The following is a 20,201-nucleotide window of genomic DNA, read 5'->3' as shown; positions in this document are numbered from 1 at the left end:
GTAAATGGAATTGCACAATTAAATCCCAATTTGCGTTAGGGATTGAAGCGGATACTGGCTCACGAGCGTAATGCCTGCAGGCGTATGAGCGGAAAGCCCGGGCCGCAGGCAACGCCCATATCTGAACCATGATTTTTAGGATTTTGGGATTGTTAGGATTTTTATGTCAATTTTTAAACCGGCATAGTAAAAATCGCAATGCTCATTCCCTGTGCTTGGCTACAGGGAATGAGCATTTAAAATAATTCGCTCTTTATTACTAATCTCGTGCTGAAAAATTTCAACACAAATGCTTTGCAAGCGCTCCACAATTAATCGAATTACACGAATCTTAAATTGATTCAATTCGTGTAATTCGATTAATACGTAAAAATTAGTGTGAAAAATTTTCATTTATTGTTTTTCAATTCGTATGTGGTTAAAAGCAGTTTCCCTGTGCTTGGCTTTATATATTTATCCTATCAAAAAGTTTACACCCTGCATTCCCCCGCATCATATAAAAACATAACTTTGCCCCTGCAAAATTTAATACCATGAGTTTCAGAACCGAACACGATACCATGGGCGAGGTACAGGTACCTGCCGACAAATACTGGGGAGCGCAAACCGAACGCTCACGCAATAATTTTAAAATTGGTCCGGAGGCGTCAATGCCAAAGGAAATTATCGACGCTTTCGCATACCTGAAAAAGGCTGCCGCTTTTACCAATACCGATTTAGGTGTATTGCCGGCAGAAAAACGCGACCTGATAGCACAGGTTTGCGACGAGATCCTGGCCGGCGAACTGGCTTCGGAGTTTCCGCTGGTGATCTGGCAAACAGGCTCGGGCACGCAATCAAACATGAACGTGAACGAGGTGGTTGCTAACCGTGCCCACGTATTACAAGGCAACAAACTGGGCGAAGGCAAAACCTTCATTCACCCAAATGATGATGTGAATAAATCACAATCATCAAACGACACTTACCCAACTGCCATGCACATCGCGGCATACAAGATCCTGATTGATGTAACCATTCCGGGCATCGAAAAACTGCGCGATACCTTGCAGGCTAAGGTTGAGGCTTTCAAATCAGTAGTGAAAATTGGTCGTACCCATTTGATGGACGCTACCCCGCTTACTTTGGGCCAGGAGTTTTCAGGTTATGTATCGCAATTGAACCACGGCTTAAAAGCCCTGCGCAATACGCTTGATCACCTTTCTGAACTGGCTCTTGGTGGTACTGCCGTAGGTACAGGCATCAACACGCCTAAAGGTTATGATGTAAAAGTTGCTGAGTACATTGCCCAGTTTACCGGCTTGCCGTTCATCACTGCCGAAAATAAATTTGAAGCCCTTGCCGCTCATGATGCCATTGTTGAAAGCCATGGCGCTTTGAAACAAATTGCGGTTTCGTTAATGAAAATTGCTAACGATATCAGGATGCTGGCTTCTGGTCCGCGTTCGGGTATTGGCGAGATCCATATCCCCGATAACGAGCCGGGTTCATCTATCATGCCGGGTAAAGTTAACCCAACCCAAAACGAAGCGGTTACGATGGTAGCTGCACAGGTTATGGGGAATGATGTGGCCATCTCTATCGGCGGCTCAAACGGCCATTATGAGTTAAACGTATTTAAACCGGTTATGGCGGCAAACTTCCTGCAATCGGCAAGGTTAATTGGCGATGCCTGTGTGTCGTTCAATGATCATTGCGCAGTAGGCATTGAGCCTAATTATGATGGCATCAAAAAACACCTTGAAAATTCACTGATGCTGGTAACCGCGCTTAACCCGCACATTGGTTATGAAAACGCCGCCAAAATTGCCAAAACAGCTTTAAAAAGCGGCAGTTCCCTGCGCGAAGCAGCTATTGGCTTAGGCTTGCTAACCAACGAGCAGTTTGACGAGTGGGTTCGCCCCGAAAATATGATAGGCAGTTTAAAATAAGCCTCACCCCAAACCCCTCTCCGGATGGAGAGGGGCTTTTTAATGCATGCAGTTTATGCCAAAACGCTTTAATTTGCGCTATCTCTCAATAACTAAGGCTTTAAGCCTTCTGCCCTCAGCTTTCAGCTTAAAAAAAGCCTTTCGCCTTTCACCTTTCGCCTTTGGCCTCATAATAGCCTCTTGTACCGTGAACCCGGATAAACAAACGCCCGGCGAGGGTTATTTACAGGGCGAATGGAAACAGGACTCAGTACCCGCGCAAAAAAGCCTGGTAACATATTCGCTATATGATATTAAATTCAGCTGTGATTCATTTCTTTTGAAGATCAGTACCGTTAGCAAGGTTAATTACGGGGCTGATACGTGTATGAGCAAAGGCCATTGGGATGAATATATACGGGGAACTTATTCGCAACGGCGGGACACGCTCCACATTAAGGGGCAGTTTTGCAATGCCGATGGCTCATATAAAAATGAGCAGGGTTGTTTCAGGTTTGGCGATTATGAAGAATATTTTAAGGTTCATAAGCAAAGCGACTCGCTGATCCGGTTTGTAAGTACATCCAACGTAATACCTATTAACGCGCATTTAATAAAAAGAACAAGCTGCATTCCAAAACCATTGTAATGAAAACACAAACCTTAAAAAAACTTTTATTGCTGGTGGCGATATTTTATATCCCCCTGCAAAGTATGGCCTGGGGCACTAATGGGCACCGCATTTGCGGCCAGGTTGCGGATAGCTACCTAACCACCAAAGCCCGTAAAGCTATTCAAGCCATTTTGGGTAATGAGTCGATTGCCATTACCAGCAACTGGGCCGACTTTATTAAATCAGACCCTGCTTACAATTACCTGTATAACTGGCATTTTATCAACCTGGAAAAACCCTACAGCTATCCGGACCTGCAGGCTTATTTAAAGGTCGACACTATTACTGATGCCTATACCAAAATGAATTTCCTGGTGGCCGAACTTAAAAAGAAAACTACTACCAAAACCAACAAGTTGCTTTACCTGCGCATGCTGATCCATATTGTTGAAGATGTGCACCAACCACTGCACACCGGTCACTTGAGTGATAAGGGCGGTAACGATGTAAAAGTACAATGGTTTGGTAAAGAGAGTAACCTGCATTCGGTTTGGGACAGCGAGCTGATTGACCTTCAACAGTTAAGCTACACCGAGTACACCGCGATGATAAACCACACCACAGCCGCTCAACGCACAGAGTTACAAAAAGCGCCAATGAGCCAGTGGATATACGAAAGCAACCAGATGGCTGATAAGCTGTACGCCGAAACCAAAACCGGTGATAAACTTGGTTACAAATACAACTTTAGCCATATAGCAACCCTTAACCAGCAAATGGTTAAAGCCGGCGTACGTTTGGCCGGTTTGCTGAACCAGATATTTGGATAATTTTTGAGTGAGTGGTTTATTGGGTTGATTAGGTGAGCGGTTGCATACCGGTCGATTTTCAACATGAGAAACCACTCACCTAATCCAACCACTCACCCAATCAACTAAACAATGAAAATACTAATGGTATGCCTGGGTAATATATGCCGTTCGCCGCTGGCGGAGGGGGTTATGCAGCACCTGGCAGATGAAAATGGACTTGGCTGGGATGTTGATTCGGCGGGTACCGGAAGATGGCATGTGGGCGAAGCGCCCGACAGACGTTCAATCCGCGCAGCACGGAACCATGGCATTGATATTAGCAAACAGATTTGCCGTCAGTTTAAACGAAGCGACTTTGACGAGTTCGACCATATTTTTGTGATGGACCGTAATAACCTGAGCGATGTGCTTGACATGGCCCGCAACGAAGAACAGGCTGCTAAAGTAAAACTCCTTTTAGGCGATAAGGTTGTTCCCGATCCATACTATGACGATAACCAGTTTGAACCGGTTTTTGAGCTGATTGAAAACGGATGTAGGGATATTATTGAAGAGTTACACCCCCTCTAAATCTCCCCCCAATGGGGGAGACTTTTAATAAATGTCTTTAAGCCCTCCCTTCCGGGGAGGGTTGGGTGGGGTTTTTCACCCTAAAAAACGGCACATCCTCCCCATACCAAAACACAACCCCTTCACGTACAAAACCGGCTTTAATCAGCACCCTTTGCGATGCTGCGTTTTGCGGATGGGTAACGGCGCAAATCTCTTTTAGTCCTATATCATTGAATCCATAACTGATCAGTGCTTCGGCAAGTTCGGTAGCTATACCTTGTCCCCAGTATTTGAGGTGCAGCCGATAGCCGAGCTCAATGCGGCTCTTGTCGTAATCGCTTGGTTTAAGGGCGCAAACACCTATAAAATCGTTATCTGTGATATTAAAAATCCCCCATCTGCCCAGGCCCGATCCGTTCTGGTATTCCTTAAGCGTATCTTTAAAAACCTGTTTACTCTCTTGCGGAGTACGTTTTTTCACATATTGAGTAAGCCGGTCATCGGCATCTATTGCGGTAACAAGTTCTTCATCTTCGGCTGTAAATTCACGGATCAGCAAGCGTGGTGTTTGAGTGATAATATTCATAGGTTTTCAAAAATATATTTTTGAATTGATTGTACAGGTAAGTTGAGTGTCATATAAAAGGTGACCGGATTTATTTTACCCCTTTAAGGGAAGCTCAATTATGCTAAAACCCTCATTTACCGTTAAATTTTTATACCTTGCATAATTTACTTATAAGATATAGTGACTTTCCAGGATTTTAAATTTAACGAGCAATTATTTGAAGGTGTAGAGAGCATGGGTTTCGTAAACCCCACACCCATACAATCTATGGCCATCCCGGCCATTATGGAAGGGCGCGACCTGATTGCATGCGCTCAAACCGGTACAGGTAAAACCGGCGCTTACTTGCTTCCTGTTTTAAACAGCATCAGCAAAACAAATAAACACCATACCAGTGCCCTTATACTTGCCCCAACCCGTGAGCTTGCCCAGCAAATAGATCAGCAGGTTGAAGGCCTTGCCTATTTTACCGGTATCAGCTCTATTGCTGTTTTTGGCGGCGGCGACGGCATTGTTTACGAACAACAGCGCCGCGGCATTCAAAACAATGTAAATATCATTGTAGCTACGCCGGGCAGGCTGATAGCCCACCTTACATCGGGCGTGCTGAAGCTTAATCACCTTACCCATTTGGTGCTTGATGAGGCCGACAGGATGCTGGATATGGGCTTTTCGGACGATATCATGAAGATCATCAGCTATCTGCCTAAAGAAAGGCAAACGCTGTTGTTTTCTGCCACCATGCCCGGCCGCATCCGCTCATTGGCAAAAGCTATTTTGAAAGATCCGGAGCAGATCAATATCGCTATCTCACAGCCGGCTGTAGGGATCGATCAGCAGGTTTACCGGGTTCATGATCAGCAAAAAACGCCGCTGGTACAGCATATTCTGAAAGATTCGGCATTTACAAGTATCATCATCTTTGCATCACGCAAGGAGATCGTTAAAGCGCTATACAAAGAACTTAAGGCTATCAAAATCAACGCCATGTCTTTCCACTCCGATCTGGAGCAGAAAGAGCGCGAAGAGATTCTCCTTAAATTCAAAAACAAGCAATTACCGGTTATCATCGGTACCGACGCCCTTTCGCGCGGCATTGATGTGGAGGGCATCGACCTGGTGATTAACTACGATGTTCCCGGCGATCCGGAAGATTATATTCACCGTATTGGTCGTACGGCCCGCGCCGCTACCACCGGTACCGCAATAACCTTCGTTAACCACCGCGATGAGCGCAAGCTTAAAAATATTGAAAAACTGATTGAAAAACCGATAAAGCTGATGGCGCTGCCGGATGAACTGGCCACGATACAGCCCCTGAAGCCCGAACAGCCTCAAGGAGATGCCAAAAGGAAACCTAACCGTCGCTGGGGTAAAAAGAAGCCGAAACAGCAGAATACGGGTAATTAAAAAGTTTTCACGAATACCATTTGGGGTATTGATTTAATTTAATCGAATTACACGAACTCTGTTCCTTTAGGGCTCTCACAGAGGATGCCGGCGGGGAACAGGATTCTTAATTCGTGTAATTCGCTTCAATTCGAATAAATTCGTGTTTCATTACTAAAACGTTTTATCTATTTTAATATCTTAGACCAAAAATCTATTTCCCAATGATCATTCCTAAAAAACTGGTTTTACTGGCAACGTTTGGTGCGGCAATTATCATATCTGAAAATAAGGCATTAGCACAAGAGAAGAAAACATCAGGTAACCCTATTGTTGAAGGTTGGTATGCCGACCCGGAAGCCAAAATCTTCAATAAACAATACTGGGTATATCCAACCTATTCGGCTAAATATAACGACCAGGTATTTATGGATGCCTTTTCATCACCCGATCTGGTTAACTGGACTAAGCATCCCCTCATTATCGATACTGCCGCTGTAAAGTGGGCTAAACGTGCTATGTGGGCTCCGGCAGTAACTGAAAAAGACGGTAAATACTATATCTTTTTTGGCGCTAACGATATTCAGAACAATAACGAAGTTGGCGGTATAGGTGTTGCCGTTGGCGATAAACCTGAAGGCCCGTTCAAAGACCTTTTGGGCAAACCACTCATTGGCCAGATCATCAATAAAGCGCAGCCTATAGATCAATTTGTGTTTAAGGATGACGACGGCCAATACTACATGATTTACGGTGGCTGGGGCCAATGTAATATCGTAAAGCTAAAAAACGACTTTACAGGTATCGAACCGTTTAAAGACGGAGAAACCTATAAACTGATCACCCCTAAAGATTATGTTGAAGGCCCGGTGATGTTTAAACGCAAAGGCAAATATTATTTTATGTGGAGCGAAGGCGGCTGGACTGGTCCGGATTACCGCGTGGCTTATGCTATTGGCGATTCGCCGTTTGGTCCTTTTAACCGTATCGGGACAATATTAAAACAGGACCCGAATATTGCTACAGGAGCAGGTCACCATTCGGTGATCCAGGTGCCGGGTAAGGACGAATGGTATATAGTTTACCACCGCCGCCCCTTAACCGAAACAGATGGCAACCATCGTGTTACCTGCATTGATAAAATGTACTTTGACAAGGATGGCAAGATCCTGCCGGTTAAGATCACCAATGAAGGTGTAACGGCAAGGAAGATTAAATAGCCCCCCAAATATATTTCTACATCCGTCATTGCGAGGTACGAAGCAATCCCCAAGAGGCAGAGCAGCTATGCAAGTGTCTCTGTATTGTTTGGGATTGCTTCGTACCTCGCAATGACGTTTTTTATTACTATGCACATCAATCTTTCCCCCTAAAAGGGTGAGCATGATAATTCCTGATATTTAGTATCTTAAACCGTTTTTTGACTGACATTATTCCTTTATCATTATGACGCGATCATTTTTTCGGGCATTAGTAATTTTACTTGCCCTGACTGGCAGCAGCCGCTGTTTCGGACAAACCGCCGAAAACTTGCCCACCGATTATTTAAGCAAAGAATTTCATGCCGGAAGGCGACAGGCCCTTCGCGACCTGATGCCCGCTAATTCGGTGATGGTGATCTTCTCGTACCCTGAACAGGTGTTTTCGAACGATGTTAACTACGTTTATCATCCTAATCCCGATCTGTATTATTTTTCGGGTTACAAAGAACCCAACTCAGTGTTATTGGTATTTAAAGAGATGCAGGCTGTGGGCGACAGCAGCTATAACGAGGTGCTGTTTGTACGTCACCGGGATGCCGGTCGTGAGCAGTGGACAGGCAGGCGTTTAGGCGTTGAGGGCGCTAAATCGCAGCTTGGTTTTAAGCGGGCCTACAACAGCGAGGATTTCGCGAAATTCCCCGTTGATTTTAAAAAGTTTGCCAATGTGTATTATGATGCGCTGCCCGAAGATGTTACCGGCGATGGATCGACCGGCGAGCTAAAAAAACTGATCGCAGCTTTTAAAAATAAGGCTGGTATAACGGAAACCAACAGGCAGGTTATGAGTGATCTTAATTTGATAGCAAGAATGGTTACTCCTCAAAATTTAGCCCGTTTCATGACTTATTTTAAAGATAAGTTTGCTGATGAGGATCACAAAAACAATCCGCTTATACAACAATTGGTGGCCAAACCCGATTCTGCAACGCTTGCCGATGTTAAGGCAAAAATTGGCACAACTTACGGCGGCAACACCGGATATAGTGAATTTACTTCAAAGCTGCGCGGCGTAAAAACACCGGAGGAAATAGCCGTATTGAAAAAAGCGGTTGAGATCTCAAGCCTTGCCCATTTGGAAGTAATGAAATCGGTAAAAACCAATATGAGCGAGCGCGAGGTTGAAGGCATCATGACTTACGTGCATAAAAGATACGGAGCAGAAGACGAGGGCTATCCACCAATTGTAGGTGCAGGCGCAAATGGCTGTATCCTGCATTATGAAGAAAACTCGGCCACAAAAATCAATAACCAGTTGCTGCTGATGGATGTTGGTGCGGAGTACCACGGATATTCTGCCGATGTTACCCGTACTGTACCGGCTAACGGCAAATTTACCGAGGAGCAAAAAGCCATTTATCAATTGGTATACGACGCACAGGAAGAGATTTTTAAACTATGCAAAGCAGGCGTTCCCTATGCCAATCTTGAGCAAAAATCGGTAGAAGTATTATCGGCCGGACTGATTAAACTCGGTATCATCAAGGATGCTTCGGAAGTGCGTAAATATTACCCGCATGGCTGTTCGCATCATTTAGGGCTCGATGTGCATGACAAAGGCGGTCGCGGTAATTTGGAAGAAAACTGGGTGATCACCGTTGAGCCGGGCATTTATATCCCTGCCGGCAGTCCATGTGATAAAAAATGGTGGAATATAGGTGTACGTATTGAAGATGACGTGGTCATTGGTAAAGATAAGGGTACTATCCTATCAATGGATGCACCTCGCAAATGGCAGGATGTTGAAAAAGCTGCTACCGAGAAAAGTATTTTTGAGGCTGCCAAATTTCCGGAGCTGAAATAAAAATGAAGCCAATAGAAAAAGCCGCCGCCGCTCGGCTCCAGCCGAGTGGCAACTATTAAGCGGCCTCTGGCCGCCGAAGCGAAAATACCTTGCGCTCGTTTGTAATGCGATATCCGCGATGCAATCGCCGAACCATATTAAGCGCTCGTTGCAAACGAGCGCAAGAAAATAACAGAACTTCGGCGGCCAGAGGCCGCTTAATAGTTGCCACTCGGCTGGAGCCGAGCGTTGGCGATAGTATAAGCGTACTTAAACACGAAAGCCCTCCGAAATTCAATCCGGAGGGCTTTCTATTTATGAATTATTCTTACTTCTTAATCCTGCTCTTCAACTCGGCCAATGGCATGGTAACCATACGGCCAATCGGTTTTTTACCACGATAAGTGATTACCCTTAGCGTGGTTGCATCCTTAGGGGCATCTATCGGCGCTGTATATTTTGGATAAAACCTGTCGGGGAACGAGTTGTCGAAGCTGTAATAAGTGTCCAGCCCGTTTACCTCATTGGTTAAAGTGATTTTTAACGTGCTATCAGGATTCAACACCGCATCAAATGACGGGTCGTAAGCACTCGGGGCTATCTTGGTTTCGGCTTCATCAAAGCGCGGGAAGTGTTTCTCCACCCGGCTGAAAAATCCGTCCCAGTTTTTAGTTCCTTTTGGCGACCATACATCCTCGGCAATAGCCATTCCACGTGGCCAGGTCATATATTCAGCCTGGCGGATATTGTATACCTGCTCGGTCCATAAGTTGGCCTGCCCGCCTTTAATGAGGCGTGCATCAACACTATCAGGTACAGGCTCCCATGAATAGGTTTTGTTTAAGCGAAGTGTGGCATAGATCTTGGTTTCGTTTACACGATCGCTTTGCATATAGTCAAGATATGCAAATGTTGTCGGGCTCATTACCACCTCATGACCTGCTTTAGCGGCAATGATGCCACCCTGGATACCGCGCCAGCTCATAACCGCGGCGTTAGGACCCAGACCGCCCTCAATGATCTCGTCCCAACCCATGAATTTTTTACCTTTCGACTCTACGATTTTTTCAAGTCGCTTTTCGAAATAAGCCTGTACTTCGCTCATCGTTTTCAGGTTTTCTCTGGCCATTAATGCTTTGATAGCGTCGCTTTGCTCCCAGAAGTTTTTGGCGCACTCATCACCCCCTAAATGGATATAGCCAAAGGGGAACAACTGTGCAATTTCGGTAACCACTTTATCCATAAAAGTATAAACCGCTTCATTGGCCGGGCAAAGCGTGTTATCAACAATAGCGCGGTTATGCGGGCCGCTCCAATCCATGAAAGGCTCGCCGGAGTTCACCACATATTTATCGGCACCCGGTGTGCATGAAAGCTCGGGATAAGCAACCACAGCGGCGAGACTATGGCCCGGAACATCAATTTCGGGCAGGATGTTCACAAACCTGTCTTTGGCGTATTGTACCAACTCTTTGATATCTTCCTGGGTATAAAAACCGCCGTAGGTACGTGGTTCATCAGGTGTAGGTGGAGTAAACGTACCAAACTGGCCTACTTTTTTTACGTTGTGCGATCCTACTTCGGTTAGCCTTGGCAGGCTTTTGATCTCCACTCGCCAGCCTTCATCATCGGTAAGGTGCAAGTGCAGCAGGTTAAATTTGTACTTAACCATAGCATCGATATATTGCTTAACCTCGGCTTTGGTAAAAAAGTGACGGGATACATCAAACATCAATCCTCTCCAGCCAAACCTTGGATAGTCGGTAATTTCGACTGCCGGGGCAGTCCATTTTACGTCCTTGGCTACTTCCAGTCCTTCAATTTCTTTAGGCAACAGCTGGAAAAACGTTTGTACGCCATAAAATAATCCCGCGGCATCATTAGCACGGATCACTACTTTTCTAGGAGTTACAGATAATTTATAGCCTTCAGTTTTGAGTACGGTATCGGCTGTTTTATTTAGAATTAGCCTGATGGGCGCTGTTGGTGCAGTGCTTTTTACGGTTATGAACGCTCCTGTTGACGCAGATAGTTTTCGTTTAAGGTAGGCCGTTACGTTTGCCACATCGGCAGATGAACCGGCTTCTACAATTACTGTTTTGGGCAGCACAAACTGGCCGGTAGTTTGGGTAACTTTTACCGGTTGCGGAATAAGCGCGAGTGCCGGTTTCGCTGTTTGGGCCGCAGAAAGCAGGTGTGCCATACAGCCGCAAAGCAATAAGGATAATTTCTTCATAAAGAATTGTTATTTAATTGGATGTACGCAAATTAAACTTTTTAAATAATATTAAGAAGTGTATTTTCTGAACCATGATTTTTAGGACAGGATATTGTCTGAACTCGAATTTTAAAAGAATTATTAGATTCTTTTTTGAATTTGCAGAGCGTTCTGTAATTATTTAATTCCTTAAAATTCCTGTTCAGACAAAATCGGTGAAATCAAAAATCAATTGATGAAACCCAAAAAATCCGAAATCGAACATTCGAAATCCAAAATTCCAATCACACCCTGATATAAATATTCCGTTTATCAAGGATATAGGCCACCAGCCAGCATATCATCATAAAGCTGATGGCAAACAGCAATGACCCGATAGGTCCCGGAGCTATAGCCTGGTAAAAGGAGGTGTTGATCCATTCAACAGCGTTGGTGCCGCTTATTATGATCATGCTTACCGGGATCAGCAGTATTTCGGAAAGTACATAGATTGGTAACGGGTTTTTGCCCATGGTGGTGAAAAAGCGCGCCCAATTACCTTTGTTCCAATTATTGATCTCCAAAGCATATATCAAGGCTGAGAGGATCACTAAATCCAACCCGGTGGTTACCAGCACAAAAGAGCTTGTCCACAGTTTTTTATTGATCGGGAAAACCATGTTCCAGCATAAGGCCAAGAAGATAAACAGGCAGCCTGTTAACAACAGTTTGGTAGTAGTATCATATCCCTTCCCTTTTTGCTGAATGAATTTGCCGGCATAGTAACCAACCACTACATTTACAATGGCCGGTAAAGTGCTCAACACACCTTCCGGATCGAAGGGAATACCTTCACCATGATATAAATGATCCGGACCAAATAAAAATTTATCAAGATAAATGCCCGCATTGCCGGTCATGCTCAGCGGATCAGCCGGGTTACCGTACACCAGCAGGATGATCCAGTAGATCACTAAAAACAAACCGGATAAAATAAAGACTGTTTGTTTGGACAGGAAATGGATCATAAGTGAGGCAAAGCAATAACACAGGGCAATGCGTTGCAAAACACCCATGATGCGGGTATGTGTAATAGGTTTTAAATGAAAGCCGCCACTGGTTGAAAAGAATGGGAACCAGTACATGAGGTACCCTATTAAAAATATAAGCAGCGTACGCCTGAAAATTTTGCTAAGCACAGCCGCGTTGCCCATTTCCTGGTAGCGTTTCATTGAAAAGCTCATGGCATTGCCTACGGCAAACAAAAAGGAAGGGAACACAAGATCGGTTGGGGTGAAGCCGTGCCATGCGGCATGTTCAAGTGGCGAAAAAGGGGCTGCTCCGCTGCCCGGCGTATTTACAATGATCATGAAGCATAAAGTCATGCCACGAAATACATCCAGCGATAAAAACCGCGATGATGATTTGTCCATAAAATGGGTTAAAAATGTTTATAATCAGCTTTCAAAAGCAGGGATGTTAAGGCAATATAATAAACTTACCGGGAAGTATGCTTCCCGGTAAGTTGCCAGGTTATTTATAATTTTTGCGCATTTGCCTGTTACCAACTGACCACCAGTTTATTAGCTTTTAGCTTTGCGCATTTTGCTTTCAGCTTCAATTTAATGATAACCCGGATTTTGTTTCAATTGCGGTGTACCACCTTTGGCGCTTAGGTCAATCTCTACCAGTGGTATGGGGAAATATTCGCTTTTACCTTTAATGAATTTACCTCCTTTTACATCATTGGTCAACGTGCTTTGATATGCTATGTAAGCATTAAGCTCGGTATCGGCAATGCCCCAGCGTACAAGGTCAAAAAAGCGGTGCCCTTCCATGGCAAGCTCAATTTTACGCTCAAAATAAATGGCTTTAAGCGCAAAATCTTTGCTGGCAAAAGCGCCGCCGGGATAAGGGCTCACTTTATAGTTAGCAGCAGCCTGGGTGGTGAAACCTGCCGTAGGATCATCATTATCTTTGTATTTATGTACAAAACCTTCGGGATTAGCTGCGCGGTTACGCACCATGTTTACATAGCTTTCGGCTTTATCAAGGCTACCAACCTGTGCTTCAACCTCAGCGGCCATTAACAGTACATCGGCGTAACGAATAATGTTATAATTGATGCCTGAGCCTGGCGCCCATGAGGTATTATCGCCGTTTACATCCTGCTCGGCCTGGCCGTAAACGTTTTTGATAGGCGAATAAGGGCCACCGTACTGCTGATCTCGGATCCAGTCGGCTCCCGGATGTAAGCCCCAGTCAAGATAAGGGATTCCGCGGCGACCGGCGGTCCAGTCAAGGCGCGGGTCAATTGTGCCGGCATCCGGGGTATAATCGTCGGCCGATGCCAGGCCCATATCTGTTTTTATAGCGTGACTGTTATAATCGTCAAGATATGGTAAACCGGTAGCCGAATTGGTGCGGAAATGATTAACCAGATCAATTGATGGCTGGTAAAAACCGCAGCAGCTAAACGGACTGCTATTGCCATACGGAAAATTAAGCATATCGCCGTTATTGGCTTGTGAAGGGCCGTTAGGGTCAGTATTGGCAGCAGCCTGAACAGCAAAAACAGATTCGGCGCTATTGTTGGTAGCCGTTCTGAAATTGTCGTTGAATTTAGCGTTAAGTGCATACTTTTTACCATCGGAAGTTACACCCTGCGCAATAACCGCATCAAATACAACCTTTGCTTCAGCATATTTATGCTCGTACAGGTATGTTTTACCTAAGTATGCACCGGCAGCCCATTTATTGGCGCGGCCAACTTCGGTTTGGGTATTAGGCAGATTGTCGTAAGCGTATTTGAAATCCGCTTCAATCTTTGGCCAAATATCTGTGTTGTTAGGTTGATTAATGTCGGTTGTTGTTTCATCAAGATAGGGCACATTATTGAACATCTTTTTCAGGTCGAAGTAATAATGCGCTCTTAAGAAACGGGCCTGTGCCAGTATATTGGTTTTGTTTGAGGCTGATATGGAAGTAACCTTATTGGTTATTTTGATAGTGTTGTTTGTGCGTGATACCCCCTCGTAATCGGCCCGCCATTTGCTGTCAAAAAAGCCATTGCTGGCATCGGCGTTGTATTTCATCATCGGTTCTATCGGTTGCTGATCGCCGGCAATACTGCCTTTTGACGCATCACCGCCTACTACACCGCCATATACCCAGTTATCCGGTGATGCTTCCCATGCTCCGCCGCCGCCCACTGCGGCATCGCCGCCCTGCTGGCCATCCAACACTGCATAAGCACCTACAAGCAGTTCATTAGCTCCTGATTCTGTTTCGAGAAATTGAGGCTCGAGGGCGCCGTTGATAGGCTTATCGAGATATGATTTTTTACAGGCGCCAAGCGATAGTGTGCTTAAAAGCGCTATGGAAATAAGTTTTTTAGCTTTCATTGTAATCCGTTTAAATATTGCTGTTATAATGAAAAATTAACTCCGAATATGAAGGTGCGCGGGCTCGCGTAGCTACCCTCGTCAATACCAAAATCTTTGGTGTTGCCGCTTAGTTCAGGATCAACACCGCTGTAACCTGTTAAGGTAAACAGGTTGGTTGCCGATACATAGATCCTTAATTTTTGGATCCCCGCCTTTTTAAGCCCTGCAATGTTAAAGGTGTAGCCAACCTGCGCGTTACGCATGCGCAGGTAAGTGCCGTTTTCAACAAAGTATGAGTTTGGTGTAGCGCCGCTGCTGGTTGATGCGTCAAGTTCCTGGATAGGTGCCTTTGCATTTTGATGAGTTGGTGTCCATGAATCGTTAAGCGCGGTATAGCTTTTTGCTGTACCGAATGAAGCATAGAAATCCCGCCAGTATTTAACGCTGTTCCATAGTTTATTGCCGAATGAGCCGTAAAGGAAAACGCTGGCATCAAAGTTTTTATAGTTTACACCCAGGTTTAAGCCGGCAGTAACTTTCGGGTTTGGATTACCGATAAAAGTACGGTCGGCATCGGTAATGACACCATCACCGTTTACGTCTTTATACCTGAAACGGCCAACCTTTACATCTGATTGATAGTAAGCATTCGGATCGCCGGTGCGGGTTTGTACACCTTTGTCGGCTGCGTCAATTTCGGCCTGCGAATTCCAGAAGCCCACGATCTGGTAGCCATAAAACTCGCCTAAAGAATGACCTACCTGGCTGCGGGTAATTGGGTTATCAAACCTGCTTGTTGCTGAGCCGGGGAAGTAATCCCTGTCATCAGATACTTTTAATACTTTATTATTATAAGTGGTTAAAGTACCGGTAGCATTAAAGCTCAGATCGCTGCTGGCCCGGAAATTGCCGGTAACAGAAAGGTCAAGACCATCGGTTTTCATTTTACCAACGTTTTGTGCCGGGAAAGCACCGTTGCCCGCAGTACCTAACTGGGTAGCATTAAATAACAAGTCCTTAATGTCTTTGCGGTAGTAATCGGCAGTTACGGCTATTTTGCCGCCAAATAAGGTTGCATCAAAGCCAAAGTTGGAGTTAATATCTTTTTCCCAAAGTGCGTGAGGGTTGGCTGTTTGGTCCTGGTAAAAGCCCGGAGTTAGATTAAGAGAGCCGTCAATAGGATAATACGACTGGCCAATATCATTGCTGAACGTAACGTAAGCGTCTTTACTGCCCATATTGATCTGGTTACCCATAATACCCCAGCCGCCTCTTAGCTTCAGGTCGGTAAGCCAGGTAATATTTTTCATGAAGTTTTCCTGCGAGATACGCCAGCCAGCGCTGAATGCAGGGAAATAACCATAGCGTTGATCAACAGGGAATTTTGATGAGCCATCACGACGGATAGTGGCGTTAAACAGGTAGCGGTCGTTATAGGTATAATCTAAACGGGCAAACTCCGAAAATAATGAGTTGTTAGATTTGCCGCTGTAGGTGTTTTTATTGGTGGTACCGGTAGATAGGTTTACATAATCAGGATCAAAAGTGTAAAAACCCTGAATGCTGCCGCCAACATAACGGTCATGATCTTCAACGGCCTCGGTACCTACCACTATGTTAACATTGTGTTTGCCAAATACTTTTTGATAGCTAAGGGTGTTGGTCCAGTTGTAGGTATAGCTGTTGTCCGAGCCTTCGCTGTAAGTATTTGTTGAAGAGTTTTCAACGTTTTCATACGTAGGGAACGAAAACGAATGGTTGTTGCTGTTGATGATATCGCCGCCAAAACTGGTACGTAAGGTAAGGCCGGGAATAATGTCGGCTTCGGCAAATACGTTACCGAGCAAACGATAACTTGTTGACTGGTTGTTTCTTGTACGCTGCTGTATAGCAACCGGGTTATTGGCATCGCCAAGGCCCGTACCGTAACTGCCCGCGTAGTTACCTTTAATGTCGTAAACAGGAATAATAGGCTGTTCGCGCAGGGCATGTGCAATAACGCCGTCCGGGTCATTAGTGCTAACCTGCGAATGTGATGCTCCGTCATTTACCTGCGGCTGCCTGGTTATAGAATAAGCCAGGTTTTCGCCCACCCTGATGTGTTTAGTTACATTGTAGGTGGTATTTGAGCGCAGCGTGTATCGTTTAAGATAAGTATCAATCAGTGTACCTTGCTGGTTAAAATAATTTAACGAGAATAAATAGCTGGCGTTATCAGTACTGCCGCTCAACGATATATTGTGGCTATTCATCGGGGCCGATTTAAACAACTCATGATACCAGTCGGTACCGGCCTTGTTGGCCCTTGTTATCCTGTAAAAATTACCCAGGTCTGCAGCTGATGTATAAAAAGGGTTTACATAGTATTTTGATGGATCGACAGATGGGTCACCTTCTTTAGCACCGGCCGGGGTGATATAATCAGGCAGTGTAAAAGCCGAGCCTGTACCAGTTGGGTTGTACAAGGCATCTTTAATGCTGTTATCGCCCGAATTTTTCTTAGCCGTAAGTTTCAGATCGGCCATTTGCTGCGGCGTAATGGTATTCCAGACATTGCCGCCTTTTGGTCTTTGCGTACCGTAGTAGGCGTCATATTGAATATTTACTTTGCCCTTGCCCCGTTTGGTAGTGATGATGATAACGCCGTTTGCCGCCCTTGCACCATATATTGATGCCGAACTCGCATCTTTTAACACCTGGAAGGTTTCCACATCGTTAGGGTTCAGCGTGCTTACATCATATGTTTCCACACCGTCAACTACGTATAAGGGAGTATTATTTCCGAAAGTATTAAAACCCCTGATGTGTACCTGCGGCTCTTCGCCGGGTTGTCCTGACCCGGTAACGGTAACGCCTGATGCCTGGCCCTGCAATTGCGAGTTTACTGATGACGATGCCTGTTTGTTGAGGTCTTTAACGTTAACTACCGCAACGGCGCCGGTAAGGTCTTTCTTTTTCTGCGTGGTATAACCAACCACAACCACCTCGTTCAGCGCTTTTGACTCTTCAAGCAAAGTTACGTTGATGGTTGTTTGTCCGTTTACCGGAATAACCTGCGTGGTAAAGCCTAAAAAACCAAATTCAAGTGAGCCGTTACCGTCGGGCAGGGTTAGGGTATATTTACCGTTGATGTCGGTAACTGTGCCTAAATTACTGCCTTTGAGCTTTACGCTAACACCCGGTAAGGGTTGACCGCTCACATCTTTAACTACACCGGTTACAGTTACCGTGACAACAGGCTTTGCATCGGCAGGTTTTATAATGATGATATCATCAACCACCTGGAAAGTTAAAGGCTGTTTTTGCAGTACCTTCTGCATCACGGTTTCAATAGGCGCGTCCTGCACGTCCACGTTTATTTTCTTGTCAACATCAACCTGGTCAAGCCTATAAAAAACAGTGTATTTACTGTTTTTTTCAATTTGCTTAAACATTTGCTTAACAGAAATATTGCTTACACTAAAGTTGTAAACGTTTTGTGAATAAGCGGCAGCGTGTATTTGCATAATGCCCGTTAAGAGCAGAACGGTTACCAGCTTCATAATTTTGATCGTTTTTTGCCACGGGCCGGCGGCCAGAGCGGACTTTCTGTAAAAATTAATCATAAATTTGTTTGTTAATCAGTTAATACGATGCTTCCCCAAGCGTAGGGTATTAGCTTTGATTGCTTTAGGCCCGGGCGTGTTGGTAGCACATCCGGGTTTTTATGTAAAAGAGAATGTTAGTTTTTGATCATAGGGTTCCTTTTGTTTTTTTAGTGGTTAATCATTATTGTTGTTTCGTGTAATGTTTACTGCATTGCCATTCACCGAATAATTGATGGCGGTATTGGCCTTTATAATAGCCAGCACCTTTTCAATGCTGGGAATGTTTTTAAAACTGCCCGAATAACGGATGCTGCTCAATTCGGCATCGGTCATGTTAATAGTGACGTTATATCTTCGTTCAAGCACTTTAGCTATCTCGCTAAGGGTAGCGCCATCAAATACCAGCAGGTTTTCCTTCCAGCCGTCATAACGATCAAGCTTTGCCGAGTCAATCTCTGATACCTGGATCTCGTTCAGGCTTTTGGGCTCGGGGGTTGCGTAGCTGTAATTCTCTTTTTTGGGGTGATAATAGATCCGGAGCACCTGCCGCGGCTTTACATAAATGCGGCTCATTTCATGCGCGTTGTTATCTACATTTCCTTCTACAGATACCTCGCCTTTTACAACTGTGGTTTCAAAAAACGGGTCGGAAGCATAGGCCTTAAGGTTAAATTTTGTACCGATGTCCCTTATAGTGTAGTTTTTTGTATTTACAATAAAAGGGACCTCCTTTTTACCCGGCGCGATATCAAAAAATGCCTCGCCTTCCAGGTAAACGGTACGGGTTGTTTTACCAAAATCGGCCGTATAATTAAGCTTGCTGCCCGCGTTAAGCCAAACCTGTGTGCCATCGCTCAAAACAATTTTTTTAATGGCGCCGGGGTTGGCGGCTATTTGCCTTACGCTTTCAACATTTTTTGAGTACCTGTTATATAAGGTAACAGTAACAGCCGCAAGCAAAGCAATAGCCGCGGCAACTTTGCCCCAGGTGATCAGCCTTGCATAGCGCGATGGCTGCTTTGGCTCGATATCGGCCGAAAGCTTGTTATAAGCATTGTCTTTATTTACAACCGCGGGTTGCAGGTAAAGCATATTGTGCCAGGTTTCGTACAGTTGTGCAAAATACTGTTCGTTCTCGGGGTGCGCACTTATCCACTGTTTAACCTGCTCCATCTCCTGTGGGGTAGCTTCACCGGTTATGTATTTTACCAACAGCAGTTTTACTTCTTCGTTATCCATTTGTAATATTATCGTTAAGACAATCGAAAAAACCGATACCCTCAAAGCCTGTTGAAATATTTTTCAATTTTATTCGGCTACCCGGAGAAATGCACCCCGCATGTTACGCATAACTGTTTTTTTACAGAATGTTTGTGCTTAGCTTTTCATTATTTCCATATTAAATTTGATACGGAATGAAAAACTCTGTAACTTGTTAAAGTTTTTTAAAAAGTATTCGGATTAATTAAAGGCGGGATTAATGATCCAGGAAAACAAACTACCTATAACCTCATTTACACAGGGTGACGTGAAAACGTTCGAAACCCTGTTCAGGCTATATTATACCCGCTTAACTTTGTTCTCCAATCGCTTTGTAAATGATTTAACCGTTGCAGAAGAAATTACTGCCGATGTATTTACTCACTTGTGGGAGCATGGGCATGAGGTTAACTTTTGTGCTTCGATAAGTTCCTATCTTTTTAAAATGGTGCAAAACCGGAGCCTTAATTATCTCAAGCGCCAAAAGATAGAAAACCTTTACGTTAATTATCTCGAAAAAAACAACCTGTTTGATGAACTGCGTAACACGCTCGAAAACGGGCTGGAGGAAAAAGAACTCGCCCTGCAGATAGAAGCTGCCATAGCTACCCTTCCCGAAAAATGCCGCGAGATTTTTGTACTGAGCCGTTTCAGCGATATGAAATATCGCGAAATTGCCGTGCAGCTCAATATCTCCCCTAAAACAGTAGAGCGCCAGATGAGCATCGCCCTCGAAAAATTACGCCAGGTGTTGAAGCATGTGAGTTATATGCTTTTTTAAATTGCCGGTGAGTTACTATATAATAGTGGCCGAAGGGTTGCACGCTGGCATTCTGTCCACGCTTCGAGGGCCCGACCTTGTCAACTGTTCAACTTAAATTCGCG

Annotated in this window: 14 protein-coding genes; 8 read left to right on the top strand and 6 right to left on the bottom strand. The window is 44.7% G+C overall.

From position 1 onward, the window contains the following. Positions 1–533: 533 nt before the first annotated feature. The 4 genes from fumC (at position 534) to ACP26M_RS24130 (ending at position 3,905) form a co-directional block, all read left to right on the top strand. Positions 534–1,931 (top strand): class II fumarate hydratase, encoded by a 1,398-nt coding sequence (gene fumC / locus ACP26M_RS24145; protein ID WP_426583944.1) that lies wholly within the window; start codon positions 534–536, stop codon positions 1,929–1,931. A 187-nt stretch (positions 1,932–2,118) separates the two neighbouring features. After that, positions 2,119–2,559 (top strand): fumarate hydratase, encoded by a 441-nt coding sequence (locus tag ACP26M_RS24140; RefSeq protein WP_426583942.1) that lies wholly within the window; start codon positions 2,119–2,121, stop codon positions 2,557–2,559. Beyond that, positions 2,559–3,353 carry a S1/P1 nuclease gene (locus tag ACP26M_RS24135; RefSeq protein ID WP_426583940.1) on the top strand — a complete coding sequence of 265 codons (795 nt, stop codon included), beginning with the start codon at positions 2,559–2,561 and terminating at the stop codon, positions 3,351–3,353. The genes ACP26M_RS24140 and ACP26M_RS24135 overlap by 1 nt, the downstream gene beginning before the upstream one ends. A 111-nt stretch (positions 3,354–3,464) precedes the next feature. Then, on the top strand, positions 3,465–3,905 hold the full coding sequence (locus tag ACP26M_RS24130; protein ID WP_426583938.1) for a low molecular weight protein-tyrosine-phosphatase: 441 nt from the start codon (positions 3,465–3,467) through the stop codon (positions 3,903–3,905). Between the two features lie 37 nt (positions 3,906–3,942). Here the strand turns inward: ACP26M_RS24130 and ACP26M_RS24125 are convergent, their stop codons facing one another. Then, the gene (locus ACP26M_RS24125; protein ID WP_426583936.1) at positions 3,943–4,473 is read right to left on the bottom strand and encodes a GNAT family N-acetyltransferase; all 531 of its coding nucleotides are present in this window, start codon (positions 4,471–4,473) and stop codon (positions 3,943–3,945) included. Between the two features lie 162 nt (positions 4,474–4,635). Here ACP26M_RS24125 and ACP26M_RS24120 point away from each other — a divergent pair, with 162 nt between their 5' ends. The 3 genes from ACP26M_RS24120 to ACP26M_RS24110 all read left to right on the top strand — a co-directional run bounded on the left by ACP26M_RS24120 (position 4,636) and on the right by ACP26M_RS24110 (position 8,907). Next, entirely contained in the window at positions 4,636–5,865 is a 1,230-nt protein-coding gene (locus ACP26M_RS24120; RefSeq protein ID WP_175490032.1) for a DEAD/DEAH box helicase, read from the top strand. 203 nt (positions 5,866–6,068) lie between these two features. Continuing rightward, positions 6,069–7,064 carry a glycoside hydrolase family 43 protein gene (locus tag ACP26M_RS24115; protein ID WP_426583933.1) on the top strand — a complete coding sequence of 332 codons (996 nt, stop codon included), beginning with the start codon at positions 6,069–6,071 and terminating at the stop codon, positions 7,062–7,064. 226 nt (positions 7,065–7,290) lie between these two features. Beyond that, positions 7,291–8,907, top strand: a complete 1,617-nt coding sequence (locus ACP26M_RS24110) for an aminopeptidase P N-terminal domain-containing protein (RefSeq protein ID WP_426583931.1) — start codon at positions 7,291–7,293, stop codon at positions 8,905–8,907. A 307-nt stretch (positions 8,908–9,214) separates the two neighbouring features. Here ACP26M_RS24110 and ACP26M_RS24105 read toward each other — a convergent pair whose 3' ends face one another. From ACP26M_RS24105 to ACP26M_RS24085, 5 genes are all read right to left on the bottom strand, one after another. Beyond that, positions 9,215–11,122 (bottom strand): beta-N-acetylhexosaminidase, encoded by a 1,908-nt coding sequence (locus ACP26M_RS24105; protein WP_426583929.1) that lies wholly within the window; start codon positions 11,120–11,122, stop codon positions 9,215–9,217. A gap of 266 nt (positions 11,123–11,388) precedes the next feature. Beyond that, positions 11,389–12,516: an acyltransferase family protein gene (locus tag ACP26M_RS24100; RefSeq protein WP_426583927.1), complete on the bottom strand. Its 1,128-nt coding sequence runs from the start codon at positions 12,514–12,516 to the stop codon at positions 11,389–11,391. A 189-nt stretch (positions 12,517–12,705) separates the two neighbouring features. Continuing rightward, positions 12,706–14,487 carry a RagB/SusD family nutrient uptake outer membrane protein gene (locus ACP26M_RS24095; RefSeq protein WP_354484419.1) on the bottom strand — a complete coding sequence of 594 codons (1,782 nt, stop codon included), beginning with the start codon at positions 14,485–14,487 and terminating at the stop codon, positions 12,706–12,708. A 23-nt stretch (positions 14,488–14,510) separates the two neighbouring features. Then, positions 14,511–18,011: a TonB-dependent receptor gene (locus tag ACP26M_RS24090; RefSeq protein WP_426583924.1), complete on the bottom strand. Its 3,501-nt coding sequence runs from the start codon at positions 18,009–18,011 to the stop codon at positions 14,511–14,513. A 219-nt stretch (positions 18,012–18,230) separates the two neighbouring features. Further along, complete coding sequence (locus ACP26M_RS24085) at positions 18,231–19,295, bottom strand: FecR family protein (protein ID WP_426583922.1); 1,065 nt, start codon at positions 19,293–19,295, stop codon at positions 18,231–18,233. Between the two features lie 241 nt (positions 19,296–19,536). Here ACP26M_RS24085 and ACP26M_RS24080 point away from each other — a divergent pair, with 241 nt between their 5' ends. Further along, positions 19,537–20,097 (top strand): RNA polymerase sigma-70 factor, encoded by a 561-nt coding sequence (locus tag ACP26M_RS24080; protein WP_426583920.1) that lies wholly within the window; start codon positions 19,537–19,539, stop codon positions 20,095–20,097. Positions 20,098–20,201 lie beyond the last annotated feature (104 nt).

The sequence above is a fragment of the Mucilaginibacter sp. R-33 genome (assembly GCF_049949235.1).
Lineage (GTDB): Bacteria > Bacteroidota > Bacteroidia > Sphingobacteriales > Sphingobacteriaceae > Mucilaginibacter.
The sequence above is the reverse complement of the archived record's forward strand: the minus strand, read 5'-3'. Positions and strand labels throughout refer to the sequence as shown.